A 16861-nucleotide genomic window follows, 5' to 3' on the forward strand; every position below is an offset into this window, starting at 1 on the left:
AGGATTCGACACCCCGAGCCTAACGGCTCAAGGCGAGCAACGCCGCTCTCCCTTTTTCAACAATGACCGGGACATCCCCTCATAGATGGTCGTCATCGGATAAGCATCTCCGTTCATTGCGCGCGGGCTCAGAACCGGGCCGAGGCACCGACGAACACGGTGCGGCCGCGCTCGACATAGGCATAGTCGTCGTCCGGATCGCCGGTCGAGGTGTCGGCCAGGTTCAGCACGCCGCCGCGCACCGAGATTGCGTCACTGATCTGCCAGTCGGCGCCGACATCGACCAGGGTATAGGGATCGAGGGTCAGCGAGCCCGACCGCTGCCGGCCGGTATAGGTGGCCCGGCTATAGGCCATCACCTCATCAGAGACGAACCAGTCGACCTTGCCGTTCAGAACATGTTTGGGCCGATTGTCGAGCACCGCGCCGGTCATCTCGTTGCGGGCGTCGAGCCAGGTCCAGTTGGCGCTGGCGCGGCCCCAATCCCACAGCATGGCGTAGCCCGACACCTCGATGCCCTCGATCCGGGCCTCGTTGATGTTGACCGGCCCATAGATCGGCAGGCCGGTTCCGGACTCGGTGCCAACCGGTGGCACACCCGACCCGCGCGGGGTATCGATCAGGTTCTCGATGTCATTGCGGAAGATGGTGACCGTGGCGCCCCAATCACCGGTGTCATAACCGGCGGAAAGTTCATAATTCACACTCTCCTCTGGCTTCAGATCGGGATTGCCCAGGATCACGCAGCCACCACGGCACGACAGCACCCGGCTGTCGGGCGAGAGCTGGCGCAGGGTCGGGGCTTTGAAACCCGTCGACACGCCACCCTTGATCGTCACCGCCGGGGTCGGCGTCCACACCGCATAGCCGCGCGGCGTGACATGGGTGCCGAAATACCGGTCCTCGTCCAGCCGCGCGCCGGCCAGCAGCTTGACCGTGTCGGTCAGGCGGAATTCGTCCTGAACATACAGCGCCTGGGCATCGGTTTCGGCCCCACCGCTGGTGAACTCGCCGCCGGATTTCAGCTCGATCCAGCGCGCCTCGCCACCCACCACCAGGGTGTGGCGGTCGAATGGCAGGGCGGCATTGCCCTCCACCACCCGGTTCTCCTGGCGGATACCGTCATCGCCGGTCGTCGAGACCTCGGTATAGGCGCGCAACTGCGTGGTGCCCCAGCCCCAGCGGCCCTCATGCGACAGGGCCGCGTCCTCGCGCACCACCACCCCGTCGGCATCGCCCCAGCCGCTGATGTAATACTCGCCGAACCGGGTCTGGCGCGAGCGGCCGAATTCAGCCTCGATGGTTTGGTCATCATCGGGGGTGAGGGTGAATTTCACCCGGCCCTGATAATCCTCGCGCCCCTCCAGCGTCGCCAGATCCGCGCGGTCGACCACGCTGCCATCGGGGCGTCTGACCGGATTGCCGTTGTCAGCGATCACCGGCCCGCCGGACTGGCCGTTCCAGACCTCGCGCCGATCGAAGGTGCCGGTGACGGTGATCGCCAGCTTCTCCGCGACCACCGGCCCCGACAGATAGAAGCTGGTCCGCGCCTCGGTGCCGCGATCGCCTTCAGTCGGCATGTCGACGCCCAGATCGACACGGCCCGACCAGATCTTCGACGCCGGCTTGGTGATGATATTGATCACGCCGCCCATGGCTTCCGAGCCATACAGCGCCGACATGCCGCCACGCACCACCTCGATCCGCTCGATCGCCGCCACCGGAATGCTGCCGATGTCGAAATCATTGTGGCGGAACACGGCTTCGGTGGAATTTACCCGCTTGCCGTCGACCAGGATCAGGGTGAAGGACGGGTCCATGCCGCGGATGCTGATCTGCCGGCGGCCCTGGCTGCCGGCGGTCAGGCTGATGCCCGGCACGTCGCGGATCGCCTCGGTCAGATCCGACACCGGATAGGATTTCAGTTGCGCGCCGTCGACCACCGTCACCGAGGCCGGCGCGGTGCGCCCGGCTTCCTCGGTGCGGGTCGCCGAGACCACCATCTGATCGAGTTCGTCGGGCTTGCGCTCCTGCGCCTCGGCGGCGACCGACATCATCGTGCCCGCCAGGACCACGCCGGCCCTGGCCATACCGGCCTTGGCGCCGTCGGCCATGGATGTTCTGAAGCGCCACTGCGCGCGCCGCCGCTCGGTCATGATCCTCCTCCTGTCCGATATGCCTTGCATCATGCGAGTAATTCGCACTTGCACAACGGAAAGGGAAATACGCGGTTCGGATATCGGTTATGTGGCATCCGGATCACCAACCGCCGCCGCTATGCGTTCGATGAGCCAATGCAGCGCCGGGTCGCGGCGGGCCCGCTCGTGCCAGACCAGCCAGTAATCGAAGGTGCCGAACACGTCGGGCGCGTCGAACATCACCAGTCCGCGCGCCTCGGCAAAACGTTTCGCCGCGCGGTGGGGCAGAATCAGCAGCGCGTCGGATGTCTCGACTAATAGCGGCGCCACCGAGAAATAGGGCAGTTGGATCGCCACCTGCCGGCTTTTGCCCAGGGTGCGGAGCTGGCGGGCGATATGGCCATTGGTCCAGACGGTCATCGCCACATGCGGCCAGGCCAGGCAGGCATCGATCGATGGCGGCCGCCCGGCGGTGATATCGGGGTCGGCGGTGATCGGATGGCCGGCGCGCACCAGACAGGCGCGGCGCTCGGTGAACAGCCGACGACGATAGAGTTCAGGCCGCTCGGGCGTGCGGCCGATGATGATCAGATCGAGCACGCCCGAGGCCAGTTTCTGGTGATCATCGGCGCCCAGCGGATCGACCGCGATCTCGACATTCGGAGTCCGGGTCAGCTCCGCCATCACCGGCGCCAGCACCGACAACACGCCGTAATCGGTCGACGACACCCGGAAGCGCCGCCGGTCGGTGACCGGATCGAAGCCCGCCGGCTTGAACAACCGCCGGATATCGCCCAGCGCCGCCGCCACCGGCCCCTTCAGCGCCAGCGCCCGTGGGGTCGGCACCATCGTCTTGCCCGATTTGATCAGCAGCGGATCGTCGAACAGCACCCGCAACCGCGCCAGCGACCGGCTCACCGCCGGCTGGCTCGACCGCAGCCGCTCGGCCGCGCGCGTGACGCTCGCCGTCTCGATCAGCGCCGCGAATACCACCAGCAGGTTGAGGTCGATCTGGGAAAGGTCGTCGTCGAACATGAGCCTTGCGGGAACGGATAGCGCCAGCCGAACCGCCAGCGCCTCTTTCCGCAACTAAGTCTCAGATGCACCCGCAATACAAGCCTTCGCCATACCCGGCGACAGTTTCACGCAGGCATGGCGTGGGGAAGATCACAAGGCGGCCGACGCTGCTCAGGCTGCCGCGACACGCTCAAAGCGCGCGATGGCAAGCCCGATCAGGCGATCATCAAACAGCCGCAGCTTACGCGCCGCCGCTCCCTTGTCCGGCGATGGCCAGTGTGCCAGAGCCTCGCGGATCGCCGCGACATCAAGCGCCACGTCTTCGCGGTCGACAAGCCAATGGACTGTGGCGAGCAATTCAAGCCCCAGCGCCGACTCGAAACCGTCGATAAGATCGACCGTGGCCTTGAGGGCTGGCAGATAGGGCTTCGCCGCCGACCGCAGATAGGCATCGACCACGTCGCGCCGGCTCTCATCGGCCCAGATCAAGTCATACGGACCGGCATCGGCAAGCCGCTTCTCGGCATGCAGATAGCTGCCATCCAGCGTATCCAGCAGATGCCCCAGCGGCGGGGCATAGGGTCCGTATCTGTGGGCCGTGAAGCGCAATCTGAGCGGATTGTCCAGACCGGCATTCTCGATACTGCGTTCCAGAAAATAGGCCAGTTTCTGAATTTCAAGGATCGAGCAATCCATCCCGAGTGCCCAATACCGCCGGACGAGATCGACGATCAACGCCCGCGCGGGCGTGAGACCCTCAACGCCTGAGCGCTTCATGACATTCTGATAGGCGGCAACCGGTTCATAGACCACGATGTCGACATCCGGCAGATCGCCCAGGCCGCTCTCGATCAACGGCCGGACAGCGGACCATGCCAATCCGCCATTGCCGCTGCCGAGCGGTGGAATCGCGATCGATCGGATCTTCCGGTCGATGATCGCACGCCGCAAGTCATCAAGGCCATCTCCGATCCACGCGATCCGCGACGGATGACGCCAATGCGTCTTGGTCGGGAAATTGATAATCCAGCGCGGCCCGATCAACGCATGGCGCTCCGTCACGAACATCCGGCCGACCCGCACTTCGCCGCGCTTACAGGCGGCGGCATAGGCCTCGAAATTCTCAGGAAATGCCTCTTTGAACATCAAGGCGATCCCCTTGCCCATCACGCCGACCGTGTTGACCGTGTTGACAAGCGCATCGACCCTGGCGTCGAGCAGATTGCCTTGCGTGAAGCGCATCATGAGAAGTACCACTCCGGACGGAGAATGACTTGCAATCGCAAGCCCCGGTCGTCGACCTGCCGCTTCACACGGCTTTCGACCTCTTCCGTATAGCAGGCAATCGCCCTCAGGGCGTCAACAGGGAGTTGGCGGTGAACCAGGGCTTCTGCCCGATAACGCTCAAAATGATCCGGATTCTCAGGGTCCTTGCGAAAATTCCGAGTCCTGAACGCCTCCCATGGCAGATCCACGAGATGATTCAGATCGTCATAATATTGTGCCGCTTCCAAATGCGCCGCACGATCCGTGAACAGAACTCGGCATTGGTGATCAATCACACGCCGGAGTTGGGTGACGAGAATGACAATATCGGCATTCGCCTGCTTCTGAACACCTTTCCCGGTGTGGATACTATAGAACATGGGACTATGCGGCGTGAAGTAGAATGGCACATAGTCGCCAAGCTCGCCCCCGGGTGGACATGGCACCGGATGATGCCAACGATGATCAATGAGGTCGAGACTGCCAATGGCGGTGTATCCGGAATCCTCATCCGCGCCATTGCGACACAGAACACCCCGATCAAGCACCGCCCCGACATTCGAGACATGCATGATACGGAAGATCCAGCCGTCTTCCGGCTTTAGTGGTAATCCATCCCTGTTCGTCACGACGTGCCCCTCAAGGCGTGGCAGTGCTTGCCATCGTGAATAGCATAGGATGTCCCGCCGTCTCCCGCGACCGCTTCCGATGAGGGCTGCGATACAACAGGAAACGGCGAGGCGTCAGCCACCTGTCAGATCGTCATCACCACCCGCCCCTCGATCTTGCCGGCGCGCATGCGGTCGAAGATCGCGTTGACGTCTTCGAGCGGCGCGGTGGTGCAGGTGGCGGCAACCTTGCCCTCGCCCGCGAAGGCCAGGCATTCCACCAGATCGGCGCGGGTGCCGACGATCGAGCCGCGGATGGTGCGGCGGTTCAGCACCGTGTCGAAGATCGACATCGGAAACGATCCCGGCGGCAGGCCGCACAGCGCCATGGTGCCGCGCCGGCGCAGCATGTCGGCCGCCTGAGCGAAGGCCTTCTCGGACACCGCCGTCACCAGCACGCCGTGGGCGCCGCCCCCGGTTTCGCGCAGCACCTGCTGCACGACATCCTCGTCGCGGGCGTCGACCGCGAGGTCGGCGCCAAGCCTGCGCGCCAGCGCCTGCTTTTCGGGGCCGATATCCACCGCCGCCACATGCAGCCCCATGGCCTTGCCGTATTGCACCGCCAGATGGCCCAGCCCACCGACGCCCGAGACCACCAGCCATTGCCCGGGCCGGACCTCGGTTTCCTTGATCCCCTTATAGACCGTCACCCCGGCGCACAGGATCGGCGCCGCCGCGACGAAATCGAGCCCGGCCGGCAGGTGGCCGACATAGGCCGGGTCGGCCAGCACGTATTCGGCAAAGCCGCCATTCACCGAATAGCCGGTGTTCTGCTGATCGCCACACAGGGTTTCCCAGCCGGTGGTGCAATGCTCGCAATGGCCGCAGGCGGTGTGCAGCCAGGGCACGCCCACCCGGTCACCTTCCTTCACCGAGCGCACGCCGGCACCCAGCGCCACGACATGACCGACACCTTCATGGCCCGGAATGAACGGCGGCTGCGGCTTCACCGGCCAGTCGCCATCGGCGGCATGCAGATCGGTATGGCAGACCCCCGAGGCGACCACCTTGATCAGGATCTGCCCCGGCGCCGGGCGGGGCACCGGCACCTCGTCGATCACCAGCGGCTGGCGGAACGCGCGCACCACGGCGGCTTTCATCGTTGCAGGAAGTGACATGAGCGGAGGCCCTCCATGGACATCGTCAGCCGTGACGGGGACGGCTGATCAAGGACGGGGGCGGCGCAGGCGCACCGCCCCCGCAAGTCAGTCGCGGCCGCGAGGAATGAGGCTGCCGCGTCGGGACGCCACCTGAACGGCCGGTTGGATGGCGCATCATACCGCCCGGCCGTTCAGCAACCTTTGCGCTATCGCAAAGGTTGGGCCAGATGATGCGATTGCCGGATATCCGCCACCGGATGACGGCACGGGCCGTGCAATGCGACAGCACGCGACACGCCGGCCTGTCGCGGCCCGCGACGGCGGGTGCCGCGTTGTGCGACATCGGATCGGGCCGCTTGCGGCTGCCGCGAAGAGCGGGCATGCTGATCCATCAGTGTCGCGGCAGGCAGGCGCCCGCCGCCGCGACAAGTGGGCAGTCTATGCGACATGGTCTCTCCCACAATCAAGAACAGGGGCGCCACAGGGGAAACGCCCGGATGTCACAGCACTCCGGACGACAGATACGGGTTCTGGATGGCGTGCGCGGCCAGTTCCGCGATGCCGGCAACCTGCCCGACAATGCCGTGCCCGAGGTGATCGGCCGGTCATGGCAGCGCTGTGCCTCGGCCGGCCTGGCGATGAACCGCCCGGCACGCCAGGATCCGCTGGCGGCCCCGGCGCTGCGCCGCCAGCGCGACCGCAATCACACCCTGCTGCATCTGGCGACCCCCGAACTGGATCTTCTGGCGCGCGCCATGGCCGATGCCGATGGCGTGGCGATCCTGACCGATGCCCGCGGGCTTATACTGGACGCGCGCGGCGATGACGGTTTTGCCGGCCGGGCGCGGCGGATGTTCCTGCAACCCGGCGCCTGCTGGTCGGAGGCACAGGAGGGCACCAATGCCGTCGGCACCGCGCTGGCCGAGGGCGGGCTGGTCGAGGTGGACGGCGCCGAACATTACCTCGACGAGAACCGGGTGCTGATCTGCACCGCCATGCCGGTGCGCGATCCCACCGGCCGGATCGCCGGCGTGCTCGACCTGTCGGGCGATGCACGGCGGCCGCAGACCCATGCCCGCGCCCTGGTGCGGCTGGCGGTGGCCAATCTGGAACATCGCTGGACCATGCAGGCAGCCGAAACCGACGGGTCCGACCTGCTGGTGCGGCTGCATTCGCACCCCTCCTGGCTGGGCACGCCGCATGAAGGCCTGCTCGCCTTCCGTGATGGCCGGTTGTCGGCCGCCAACCGCATCGCCCTGGGGCTGCTGGGGCTGGATGCGGGCGCCATCGGTGCCGCCGGCTGGGATGCTCTGTTCGACGGCGGGATGATGGGCAGCGATGCCCGCCTGCTCACCAGCCGCGCCGGCGGCGTGCCGATGCATCTGCGGATCAGCCGGCCGGCCGGCCGGCCGGTGCTGCATCCGGTGACAGCACCATCACGCCTGCGCGCCGCCACCACGACCCCGCCCGCCTTGACGCTGCGTGGCGCCATGGTCTGGGATGCAGCCAGCGATGCCATGCTTGCCCGCGCCATCCGCGCGATCGATGCCGATATTCCGGTGCTGTTGCAGGGCGAAACCGGCACCGGCAAAGAAGTTTTCGTGCGCGCGGCCCATCAGGCGTCGACGCTGCGGTCGGCACCGCTGGTGGCGGTGAACTGCGCGGCGATCCCCGAAGGCCTGCTGGAGAGCGAATTGTTCGGCTATGAGGACGGCGCCTTCACCGGCGCCCGGCGTCGCGGCAGTCCCGGCCGCATCCGTCAGGCCGAAGGCGGCATCCTGTTCCTCGACGAAATCGGCGACATGGCGCTGGGGCTTCAGGCCCGACTGCTCAGGGTGCTGCAGGATGGCGAGGTTCTGCCACTGGGCGCCGGCCGGCCGGTGACCGTGCGGTTCCGGCTGGTGGCGGCGACCCATCAGGATCTGAAAGCGGCGGTGGCCGATGGCCGGTTCCGCAGCGACCTCTATTACCGCCTCAACCACCTGTCGGTGACCCTGCGGCCCTTGCGGGATCGCCAGCCCCTGGACGCGATCATCAATGCCGTGTTCCAGGCAACCGGCGCGCCGGCCCGTGACATCACGCTCGATTCCGCCGCCCGCCAATGCCTTGCCGGCCATGACTGGCCGGGCAATCTGCGCGAACTGGCCAATCTGCTCCGCACCCTGGTGGCACTGGCCGATGATGGCAGCACCATCACGCCCGCCGATCTGCCGGGCGAGATCGGCCCGGCACGGCCACTCGATCCGCCCATGCCCCCGCCGCAAGCATGTCTGCCGCAAGCAGATCTGCCCCACACCGCACCGGTCTTTTCGGCTCCAATGTCGGATGCGGCGCCCATGGCATCGCTCAGATCGATGACCGACGATGCCCTGACCCGGGCACTCGCCGCCCATGACGGCAATATCAGTGCCGCCGCCCGGGCGCTCGGCATCCACCGCGCCACCCTGCATCGCCGGCTGAAATCACGACAGCATTAGCCGCCACCGCGCCTAAGGCGCGGCGCCGAACGCCAATTGTCTGGCATGGGCCGCGATATCGGCCGGCCAATCGGCGATCTGGGCCTCGAAACCCGACCGATCGCCGGCGAACAGCGCCCGTGTCGCCTCTTCGTAGCCAGACAGGTCACCGGCCATCGCGTTCATGAAGCGATAGGCGGTTTCACGCGCCATCCGCAGGCGCTGATCGGGGCCCGCGTCGCGGCGGGCGGCCTCCACCAGCTTGCGCAGCGCCACCGAGGCCCCTCCCGGCTGGGCGGCCAGCCAGTCCCAATGACGCGGCAGCAGGGTGACCTCGCGCCCCACCACCCCAAGCTTCGGCCGGCCCCGCCCGCGCGTGGCGGCCGGGGGCGGGGGCGGGGGCGCCATGGTCTCTGTCGGTGTTGGATCGGCCAGCCGGGCCGCGATCTCGGTTCGGGTGCCGCGCAGATCGACATCCACCACCCGCCCGGTCGCGTCGTCAAAGATCAGCAGCGGCCCGGCTGCCCCGGCATCGACGGCCGCCTTCACCGTCAACGCCACCTCGATCAGCGGTCCCGCCGCAAGGCGCTGCGCACCGTCGAAGGCGGTACTCGGTCGCTGGATCCGGTCGGTCACGGGCAAGCCTCCTGCACAGGGTGTGACAGATTTTTACCCGGTTAATAATCTCTCTGTCAATATAACCCGGGTTATATTACCGTCCGCGACCACAGCCGCATGCCTGATCGAGGAAGAGAGAACCGTCATGACAGGGATCGACCGCAAGCGCGCCGTCGCCGCCTATAAGGAACGCAAGGGCGCCTATGGCATCTATGTCATTCGCTGCGTCGCCGGGCCCGACCTCCCGCCCCATATCTGGATCGGCCAGACCCCGACGCTCGACACCATCCGCAACCGGATCTGGTTCACGCTGCGCCAGGGCACCAATCCCCACAGGACGCTTCAGGACGCCTGGCATCGCCATGGCGCCGACAGCCTGGCATTTGAGGTGCTGGACCGGCTGGAGGACGAGGACGACACCCCGCCCTATGTCCGTGCCACGCGGCTGAAGGACAGGCTGGCGCATTGGCGGGCGGTGCTGGACGCACAGGTCATCTGAGCCCCGGTCAGCCAGGTGGCTGGTCCGTGCCGGTCTGGCTGGTCAAGGCCCCAAGCAGATCATCCAGGCGGCGCGGCAATGGCCGGGTCGGGTCGATCATGCCGCGTGCCGCCAGCGCCATGGCCAGCCGGCCCAGCATCGGCGGCCGCAGGCCCAGCCGGCGCAGCAGGTCATGATCCTGAAACACCGTGTCCGGCGGGCCGTCACAGGCGATCCGGCCGTCGCCGAACACCGCGATCCGGTCGGCCCAGCCATAGGCGAGATCCATGTCATGGGTGGCCACCACCACCGCCATGCCCGACGCCGCCACACCGTCCAGCAGCCGCATCAGATCGTCGACGCCGGATGGATCGAGCCCGGCCGTGGGTTCGTCGAGCAACAGAAAGCCCGGCCGCATCGCCATTAACCCGGCGATCGCCACCCGCTTGCGCTGACCGAAGCTGAGCATATGGGTGGGGCGGCCGGCCAGCGCGGTGATGTTCAGCGCCGCCAGCGCCTCGCTGGTGCGCGCCCGCGCCTCGGCGGCATCGAGCCCCATGTTCAACGGCCCGAACGACACGTCCTCGGCCACGGTCGCCGCGAACAACTGGTCGTCGGGATCCTGCAACACCAGCCCGACGCGGCGGCGTAGCCGCGCCAGCCCCTGGCGGTTGTGAACCACCTCGGCACCGTCGAGCCACACGCTGCCCGCCTGCGGCTTCAGCCCGCCGGCCAGGGTCAGCAGCAATGTGGACTTGCCGGCGCCATTGGCGCCCAGGATCGCCAGCTTCCGGGCCGGCGCGATCGCCAGATCCACCCGGTCCAGCGCCCGTGTGCGACCGGGATAGGTGACCTCCAGCCCGACAGCGTTCAGGCCGATCGCGGCCGGGTCATGCGTGGGCGTCACAATCGTCATCCAAGCTGCGCCAGACCCAGAGCCAGCACCACCAGACCGCTGCACAGGCCGGCGATGCGCGGCGCCGACGCCGCCGCCTCGACCGAGACGAAGCGCAGCGTGCCGTCATAGCCGCGCACGCCAAGCCCGGTGTTCATCCGCTGGGCGCGGTCCAGCACCCGCGGCAGCAGGCAGGCCAGCAAGCGGCCGTTGGAACGGATCATCCGCCGCGCGCCCTCATGCCCCAGCCGGGCGGCCTGGGCGCGCTGGCCGGCTTCCAGACAATCGAGCACCAGCCAGATGATCCGGAACATCATCAGCGCGATGTCGCCGATATCGCCGGCCAGCCCGCGGCGTTGAAACAATTGCAGGATGCTGGTCAAAGGCGTGGTCAGCGCCAGGGCCAGCAATGCCGTCACGCAGGTCAGGCTCCGCTGCCCGACGAACAGCGCCTGAAGCCGCGCCTCCGGGCCGGCGATGCCGAACACCGGCCAGCCGGTCGACAGATCCAGCGTCACCATCTGCGCCAGCGTCGAGGTGGCGATGAACCCGACCGGAACCATCGCCGCCCGCGCCAGATCGCCCGGCCGCACCCGTGCACCTGCCAGCAACGCCGCCACCAGACCGGCCAGGATGATCACCTGCCCGGCCCAGCCGGCGGCCAGCAGCGACACCAGCATCAACCCGGTGCAGACAACCAGCTTCTCCGCCGCCGGCCAGTGCCGCCAGCGGTTGGTATGGGCGCTGCGGTCAATGGCGCGCATTGCCGCTCCGCAGCGGCGCATCGACGGCGGGCGTGGCAGCCCCGGTCGCGCCATCCTCTGCCGCATCGCGCCGCCCGCGCCGCAGCCCGAAATAATAGCCCAGCAACCCGGCGCCGATCGCGGCCTGAAGCGCGAACAGCAGGCTTTCGATCTCGCCGCTCGGCGGCTCCCACAACGGGCTCGCCCAGGGCTGATAATCGGGATGGATCTCGGTGATCATCGCCTCGGCCTCACCATCGGCGCCGGCGAATTCCACGGTGCCGGGCGGGTGGATCAGCAGCGGTGCGATCGCCAGCGCCGCCACGGCGGCCAGCATCGCCAGATTGCGCTTGATCATGATGCGACCTTTCCAGCGGCTGCGCGGCCGCGCAGCACGTTCAGGCTCAACAGCTCGCTGCGGCTGTAGCGGCCCAGCATGTTGAACACCACCGCGGTCAGCAGCCCTTCGCTGATCGCCAGCGGGATCTGAGTGATCGCGAAGATGCCGAGGAATTTCGAAGCGGCACCGGCCACCCCGCCCGCCGGATCAGGAAAGGCGATCGCCAGTTGCAGCGAGGTGGTGACATAGGTCGCAAGGTCGCCCAGCGTCGCCGCGAAGAAGATCGCGAGGGCCGCACTCAGTCCGGCGCCGGTCATGCCGCGAAAGATGCCCCAGGCCACGAACGGCCCGACGATCGCCATCGAGAAAATATTGGCGCCAAGCGTGGTCAGCCCGCCATGGGCCAGCAGCAGCGCCTGGAACAGCAGCACGATCGCGCCAAGCACCGTGGTGACGGTGGGGCCGAACAGCGCGGAGGCGAGCCCGGTGCCGGTGGGATGCGAGCAACTACCGGTCACGGATGGCAGTTTCAGTGCCGACAACACGAAGACATAGGCACCCGATGCGGCCAGCAGCAGCTTGACCTCGGGCTTGTCGCGCACAAGCGTCACGATGCGGCGCGCGCCGGCAATGACAAAGGGTGCTGAAACCAGGCCCCAGCCCACGGCGTGCGTCGCGGGCAGATAGCCTTCCATAATATGCATGCCGATCCTCCGAAGCCTGATCGAGCCTCTTCACACGGCAAGGCCTTCGGAGATGCCCGGCGATCCGCCAGTATATCCCGCCCCCATCCGAACGCCCCGTTCGAAGAGTGGCCCTGTCAGACGCGAAGGCAGGTCTCCTGGCTCGCGGGTCATCATCCGTCGCCGGCCTTCCCAGTGTCCCGACCCGGAGTCCCCGGTGGCCGGTATCCCAGTGGCCAGTCTTGCCCAGTGGTATAGCAGGGCGACAGACTCTCCGCTTACAGTTGCGGGGGCAGCCATGGCTTCGCGGGCGACCGCCCGCTTCCATGTTCCCTTTTCACCGCCCTGGCAGCGCCCTTCTGAGCGCCGGCATGGCAGACCTTCGTGACCGGATTGTGATCTGTGGTTGCGCCATGTGTCAAGCGGCCGGCCACCGCGATCGTTGCACAAGCCTTCAAGACCTGCGCTCACCACCCGCTTAAGGTCGCGCGGCACGCAGACAGGCGGCCATTGCGCGATCAGACGACAGGAGGTCCGAAAAATGACGACACAGACGGGGTTTATCGGTCTGGGGGTGATGGGGCAGCCGATGGCGCTGAACCTGGCGCGGGCCGGGATAGGGCTGATCGTGTGGAATCGCACCAGTTCACGCGCGCAGGCCCTGGCCGATGCCGGCGCCGAGGTGGCGGCCACCCCGGCGCAGGTGTTCAGACGCGCCCATGTCGTTTTCCTGATGATGATGGACGGGGTGTCGATGGATGCCGTGCTGGGTCGTGGTACACCGGGCCTTGCGGCCAACGTCCGCGGCCGGATCATCGTTCACATGGGCACCACCGCCCCCGGCTATTCCCGCGCGCTCGGCGACGATATCCGCGCCGCCGGCGGTGACTATGTCGAGGCGCCGGTCTCGGGCTCGCGCCTGCCGGCCGAGGCCGGACAACTGGTCGCGATGCTGGCGGGCGATCCTGGGCCGGTCGAGATCGTGCGTCCGCTGCTGGCGCCGATGTGCGCGCGGGTGGTCGATTGCGGCGCCGTGCCGTCGGGCCTGCTGATGAAGCTGGCGGTGAACGTGTTCCTGATCACCATGGCCACCGGCCTGACCGAGGCCTTTCATTTCGCGCAACGCCATGACCTCGATCTTGAACGCTTCGTGGCGGTGCTCGATGCCGGGCCGATGGCGAGTGCGGTATCGCGGATGAAGGCCGCCAAGCTGCTGGCCGCCGATTTCACCGTTCAGGCCGGTATCGTCGACGTGCTGAAGAACAACCAGTTGATCGCGGCGGCGGCCCGCGAGGCCGGCATCTCCTCGCCATTGCTCGATGTCTGCCACGCCCTGTTCTCGGAAACCCTGGCCCTTGGTCATGGCGGGCTCGACATGGCGGCGGTGGTGAAGGCCATCGAGGCCCGGACCGGCGCGGTGTCAGCCGGATGACGCCCCCATGGGCCGGGGTCGGGCCTGCGCCGCCGCCCAGCGTGCAGGCGTCAGGCCGACGGAGCCCTTGAACAGCCGCGACATGTGGCTCTGATCGGCGAAACCCGCCTCAAGCGCCGCCTCGGCCAGCGGCAGGCCGCCGGTGATCAGCCGCCGGGCGATATCGATCTGACGCAGCGTTCGGAACCGGCTCGGGCTGGTGCCGAAGGCCTGGCGGAACTGGCGCGCGATCGTCCAGCGATCCAGCCCTGCCACACGCTCGAAGGCCGCCACCGGGTGGCGGATGGCGGGATCGGCGGCGATCATCTCGCGCACCGCCATCATCCGGGCCAGTGCCAGCGGCACCGGCCGGCGTGGCGGCCCGCCGGCATGCCTGTCCAGCAGGCCGGCGATCGTCACCGCCAGATCCACGCGCGCCGCCTCGTCGATCGGCACATCAAGATCGGCGAGCCATTGACCGAGGGCCGGGTCGCGGCCGGCGGCCGGAACCACCGGATCGGCCACGAACGGCAATGCCCGCCCGCCCAGCGCCTGCTGCACCAGCGCCGGATCGATATAGACGATCCGATAGCCGAACCCGTCATCGGTGGCGGCGGCGCCATCATGCAGTTCATCCGGGTGCAGGATATGGGTCTCGCCCGGCAGGCACAGACGCCGCGCACCGCGATAGCGGAACGACTGCACGCCCCGGGTGGTGATGCCGATCGCATAGGTATCGTGACGATGGGGCGCGAAGGCCGGGCCGTTGAACCCCGCCTCCAGCCGTTCGATGCCGGCGCCGCCCTGGCCGATCCGCAAGGTCACGCCCGCGCGCAGGCGCCCGGTCTCGACGCCGGCCGCGCGCGGCGCATCGGCGGGATGCGGCGCATCGGCGAGACGCGGCGACTGGGGCGCTGAACCATCTGGCGGGCCGTCTCGGCATGTCGGGGTCTGCATGACCCTGGAACGTTACAGGATTTTCGACGATGCAGCATCTGCCCTTCGATATGGCGGGCCTCGATCTGGCGGGGTTCGCGCTTGCCGGCTTCGCCGTCACCTTCAGCCCCGGCCCCACCACCATCGCGATGACCGCGGTCGCCAGCGCCTTCGGCCTCCGGCGGATATGGGCCTTCCTGACCGGCAGCGCCGTGGGCACCATCGCGGTGATGCTGGCGGTGGCGGCGGGTCTCGCCTCGCTGCTGACCGGCCATCCGACGCTGGCGACCGGCTTCGCCGTGCTGTCGTCGGCCTATATCCTCTATCTCGCGCTCCGCATCGCCGCAGCACCACCGCCGCATGCCGCCAGCGCCGGAGCCACGCCACCGGGCATCGCCAGCGGCCTGATCCTCGCCACCACCAATCCCAAGGCATGGCTGGCGATCGGCGCCCTGTTCGGCGGCGCCACCCCGCCATCCACCGCCCCTATAGCCGACATGGTCGCCCGCGCCGCCATCATGGTGGTGTTGATCACGGTCAGCCACGTCACCTGGGCACTCGCCGGCGCCAGCTTCGCCCGCCTGCTCCGCCAGCCGCTGGTGTCGCGGATCGTGAACCTGATCCTGGCCGCCCTGCTGGTGGCGTCGATGGTGATGATGCTGTGACGACAGCCGCGCCGAACGCCGCTCAGGCAGAAGGGTCACAAGCGGGCAAGTCAAGCTTCAAGAGCGGCCCGAACGATGTCCGCAGCCCATTCGGGCATGCATGATGGTATTCCCTCAGCAGGATCAGGGACAACGACCTGACCATCCGTCACGTGCAGCACCAGAACCGGGTTGGGAATATCGTCACCTGGCGCAGCTTCCGCACTGTTGTCGAATACCTGCAGATCCCAGAGGCATGGCATGAGCCGGATCAGGTTCCGGCGCGATGTTTCCCACCGCTCCCTTATCTTGCCTTCAGGAATGTCGTGGCCGCCATGGGCGACCCGCGATCTCACGCGCTGAATATGGCGTTCCGGCGAATCCAGTCCGCAGAACAGCATAAAGACATCATGCGTCCGTGCCGCATCCAATATCGTCGCGGGAAGCGTCGCTCCGCCAAGCGTTGTTTCGAAAGCGTGATCGCGCCCCGCCGTCAGGGCCTCATCAAGCAGCCGCTTGCCTTCAGTCCAGGCGAGCCCATTCGCCTCCACTGGACTGTATCCCTCATCCATCAGACGACGCGCTAAGGCGTCAGGATTGAACCATGTCAACCCGGCCTGGGTCAACAGATGGCCCGCGAGAGAACTCTTGCCGGCGCCGTTAACGCCCGCCAGCACAATCAAGACAGGGCGGCGTGACGTGGCATCCGGCCCGGCCATCAGAACGACTGGCCGGCTTTCGCTGGCACGCGCTGCCTGCCTCGGGCGTCGAACACCGATTGGAGTTTTGCCCGGACGTCCGGCTGGCGGAGAACGTCAAGCTGATTGGCATAGTCGGCGGTCACCTCGGCCAACCGCACCTGTTCACGTGCCTGAAGGTTCTGCACAACAGCAACTAGCTGCTCATACCGGTCGGCATCCAGCAGAACCATGTCTGCCTCGACGTCTGTCCGGCTGGCTACCGCCACGCTGCCAGTGCTGTGCACCAGATCAACCACATCGTCCCACTTATCCCGAAGCTGCGACGCATCCTGATGCGGCAGGGATTTCAGGTCCGGCAGGTCCAGGTTCATCGACGGTACTCCAGCGGTGTCAGGCTCCAATAACATGGGCCTGAACATCTGAAATCTCAAGAAGATCCGCCTGTATCGCCATGGAGCGGCCCGTGGCCGGGCCGACAGTCTGGTGCGAGAGGGGGGACTCGAACCCCCAAGCCTTTCGGCGGTCGATTTTGAGTCGACTGCGTCTACCGATTCCGCCACTCTCGCCCACGTCCGATGCCGCATGATGCCGGTGTTCCGGCATCCGCGCGCTAGAGAATAGCCAAGTGCTGCGGCAATGCAACAGCCGAGCATGGTCGCAAGCGATGTCGCCATCCGCGATGGCGGTTATCTGCCAGGGGAATCGGGTGAAAATTTTAAGCTGCGATGATGCTTGCGAGGAAGTCGTCGTCCCAAGCGGCGACCTTG

17 protein-coding genes, 1 tRNA gene and 1 riboswitch are annotated in these 16861 nt (G+C 67.1%); of the genes, 4 read left to right on the forward strand and 14 right to left on the reverse strand.

Annotation, left to right across the window (positions count from 1 at the left end; translation table 11 throughout):
* Positions 1-128: 128 nt before the first annotated feature.
* The 5 genes from IEW15_RS22445 to adhP form a co-directional block, all read right to left on the reverse strand.
* Positions 129-2156, reverse strand: a complete 2028-nt coding sequence (locus IEW15_RS22445) for a TonB-dependent receptor domain-containing protein (RefSeq protein ID WP_229708530.1) — start codon at positions 2154-2156, stop codon at positions 129-131.
* Positions 2157-2243: 87 nt separating this feature from the next.
* Positions 2244-3173, reverse strand: coding sequence for a LysR family transcriptional regulator (locus IEW15_RS22450; RefSeq protein ID WP_188582197.1), 930 nt, complete (start codon positions 3171-3173; stop codon positions 2244-2246).
* A gap of 153 nt (positions 3174-3326) precedes the next feature.
* Entirely contained in the window at positions 3327-4400 is a 1074-nt protein-coding gene (gene darG / locus IEW15_RS22455; RefSeq protein ID WP_188582198.1) for a type II toxin-antitoxin system antitoxin DNA ADP-ribosyl glycohydrolase DarG, read from the reverse strand.
* Entirely contained in the window at positions 4397-4993 is a 597-nt protein-coding gene (gene darT, locus IEW15_RS26640) for a type II toxin-antitoxin system toxin DNA ADP-ribosyl transferase DarT (protein ID WP_188582229.1), read from the reverse strand. Before darT ends, darG begins: the two co-directional genes overlap by 4 nt.
* Before the next feature lie 182 nt (positions 4994-5175).
* Positions 5176-6207: an alcohol dehydrogenase AdhP gene (gene adhP / locus IEW15_RS22465; protein ID WP_188582200.1), complete on the reverse strand. Its 1032-nt coding sequence runs from the start codon at positions 6205-6207 to the stop codon at positions 5176-5178.
* A 479-nt stretch (positions 6208-6686) separates the two neighbouring features.
* Here adhP and IEW15_RS22470 point away from each other — a divergent pair, with 479 nt between their 5' ends.
* The gene (locus IEW15_RS22470) at positions 6687-8666 is read left to right on the forward strand and encodes a sigma-54-dependent Fis family transcriptional regulator (protein ID WP_188582202.1); all 1980 of its coding nucleotides are present in this window, start codon (positions 6687-6689) and stop codon (positions 8664-8666) included.
* 12 nt (positions 8667-8678) lie between these two features.
* Here the strand turns inward: IEW15_RS22470 and IEW15_RS22475 are convergent, their stop codons facing one another.
* Entirely contained in the window at positions 8679-9287 is a 609-nt protein-coding gene (locus tag IEW15_RS22475) for a DUF2239 family protein (RefSeq protein ID WP_372402347.1), read from the reverse strand.
* Positions 9288-9408: 121 nt separating this feature from the next.
* Here IEW15_RS22475 and IEW15_RS22480 point away from each other — a divergent pair, with 121 nt between their 5' ends.
* Positions 9409-9762 (forward strand): GIY-YIG nuclease family protein, encoded by a 354-nt coding sequence (locus IEW15_RS22480; protein WP_188582206.1) that lies wholly within the window; start codon positions 9409-9411, stop codon positions 9760-9762.
* A gap of 7 nt (positions 9763-9769) precedes the next feature.
* Here IEW15_RS22480 and IEW15_RS22485 read toward each other — a convergent pair whose 3' ends face one another.
* Genes IEW15_RS22485 through IEW15_RS22500 form a run of 4 tightly spaced genes read right to left on the reverse strand, consistent with a single transcriptional unit; the run spans position 9770 to position 12423 of the window.
* Positions 9770-10648, reverse strand: coding sequence for an energy-coupling factor ABC transporter ATP-binding protein (locus IEW15_RS22485; protein ID WP_229708535.1), 879 nt, complete (start codon positions 10646-10648; stop codon positions 9770-9772).
* A 5-nt stretch (positions 10649-10653) separates the two neighbouring features.
* Positions 10654-11400 (reverse strand): CbiQ family ECF transporter T component, encoded by a 747-nt coding sequence (locus tag IEW15_RS22490; protein ID WP_188582210.1) that lies wholly within the window; start codon positions 11398-11400, stop codon positions 10654-10656.
* Complete coding sequence (locus tag IEW15_RS22495; RefSeq protein WP_188582212.1) at positions 11387-11737, reverse strand: energy-coupling factor ABC transporter substrate-binding protein; 351 nt, start codon at positions 11735-11737, stop codon at positions 11387-11389. The genes IEW15_RS22490 and IEW15_RS22495 overlap by 14 nt, the downstream gene beginning before the upstream one ends.
* Entirely contained in the window at positions 11734-12423 is a 690-nt protein-coding gene (locus IEW15_RS22500; RefSeq protein ID WP_188582215.1) for an energy-coupling factor ABC transporter permease, read from the reverse strand. The genes IEW15_RS22495 and IEW15_RS22500 overlap by 4 nt, the downstream gene beginning before the upstream one ends.
* A 110-nt stretch (positions 12424-12533) precedes the next feature.
* A riboswitch (cobalamin riboswitch) is annotated at positions 12534-12801 on the reverse strand.
* Positions 12802-12943: 142 nt separating this feature from the next.
* On the opposite strand from IEW15_RS22500, the gene IEW15_RS22505 reads away from it, so the two are divergent.
* Positions 12944-13834 carry an NAD(P)-dependent oxidoreductase gene (locus IEW15_RS22505; protein WP_188582216.1) on the forward strand — a complete coding sequence of 297 codons (891 nt, stop codon included), beginning with the start codon at positions 12944-12946 and terminating at the stop codon, positions 13832-13834.
* On the opposite strand, the gene IEW15_RS22510 is transcribed toward IEW15_RS22505, so the two are convergent.
* Positions 13823-14770: an AraC family transcriptional regulator gene (locus IEW15_RS22510; protein ID WP_188582219.1), complete on the reverse strand. Its 948-nt coding sequence runs from the start codon at positions 14768-14770 to the stop codon at positions 13823-13825. The two genes, IEW15_RS22505 and IEW15_RS22510, sit on opposite strands and share 12 nt — an antisense overlap.
* A gap of 29 nt (positions 14771-14799) precedes the next feature.
* Here IEW15_RS22510 and IEW15_RS22515 point away from each other — a divergent pair, with 29 nt between their 5' ends.
* Entirely contained in the window at positions 14800-15414 is a 615-nt protein-coding gene (locus tag IEW15_RS22515; protein ID WP_188582221.1) for a LysE family translocator, read from the forward strand.
* Positions 15415-15464: 50 nt separating this feature from the next.
* On the opposite strand, the gene IEW15_RS22520 is transcribed toward IEW15_RS22515, so the two are convergent.
* The 3 genes from IEW15_RS22520 to IEW15_RS22530 form a co-directional block, all read right to left on the reverse strand.
* Entirely contained in the window at positions 15465-16112 is a 648-nt protein-coding gene (locus IEW15_RS22520; protein ID WP_188582223.1) for an AAA family ATPase, read from the reverse strand.
* Positions 16112-16465, reverse strand: coding sequence for a prevent-host-death protein (locus IEW15_RS22525; RefSeq protein WP_188582225.1), 354 nt, complete (start codon positions 16463-16465; stop codon positions 16112-16114). Before IEW15_RS22525 ends, IEW15_RS22520 begins: the two co-directional genes overlap by 1 nt.
* Before the next feature lie 110 nt (positions 16466-16575).
* A tRNA-Leu gene (locus IEW15_RS22530) sits at positions 16576-16660 on the reverse strand.
* Positions 16661-16861 lie beyond the last annotated feature (201 nt).

Origin of the sequence: Tistrella bauzanensis (assembly GCF_014636235.1) — a bacterium.
Lineage (GTDB): Bacteria > Pseudomonadota > Alphaproteobacteria > Tistrellales > Tistrellaceae > Tistrella > Tistrella bauzanensis.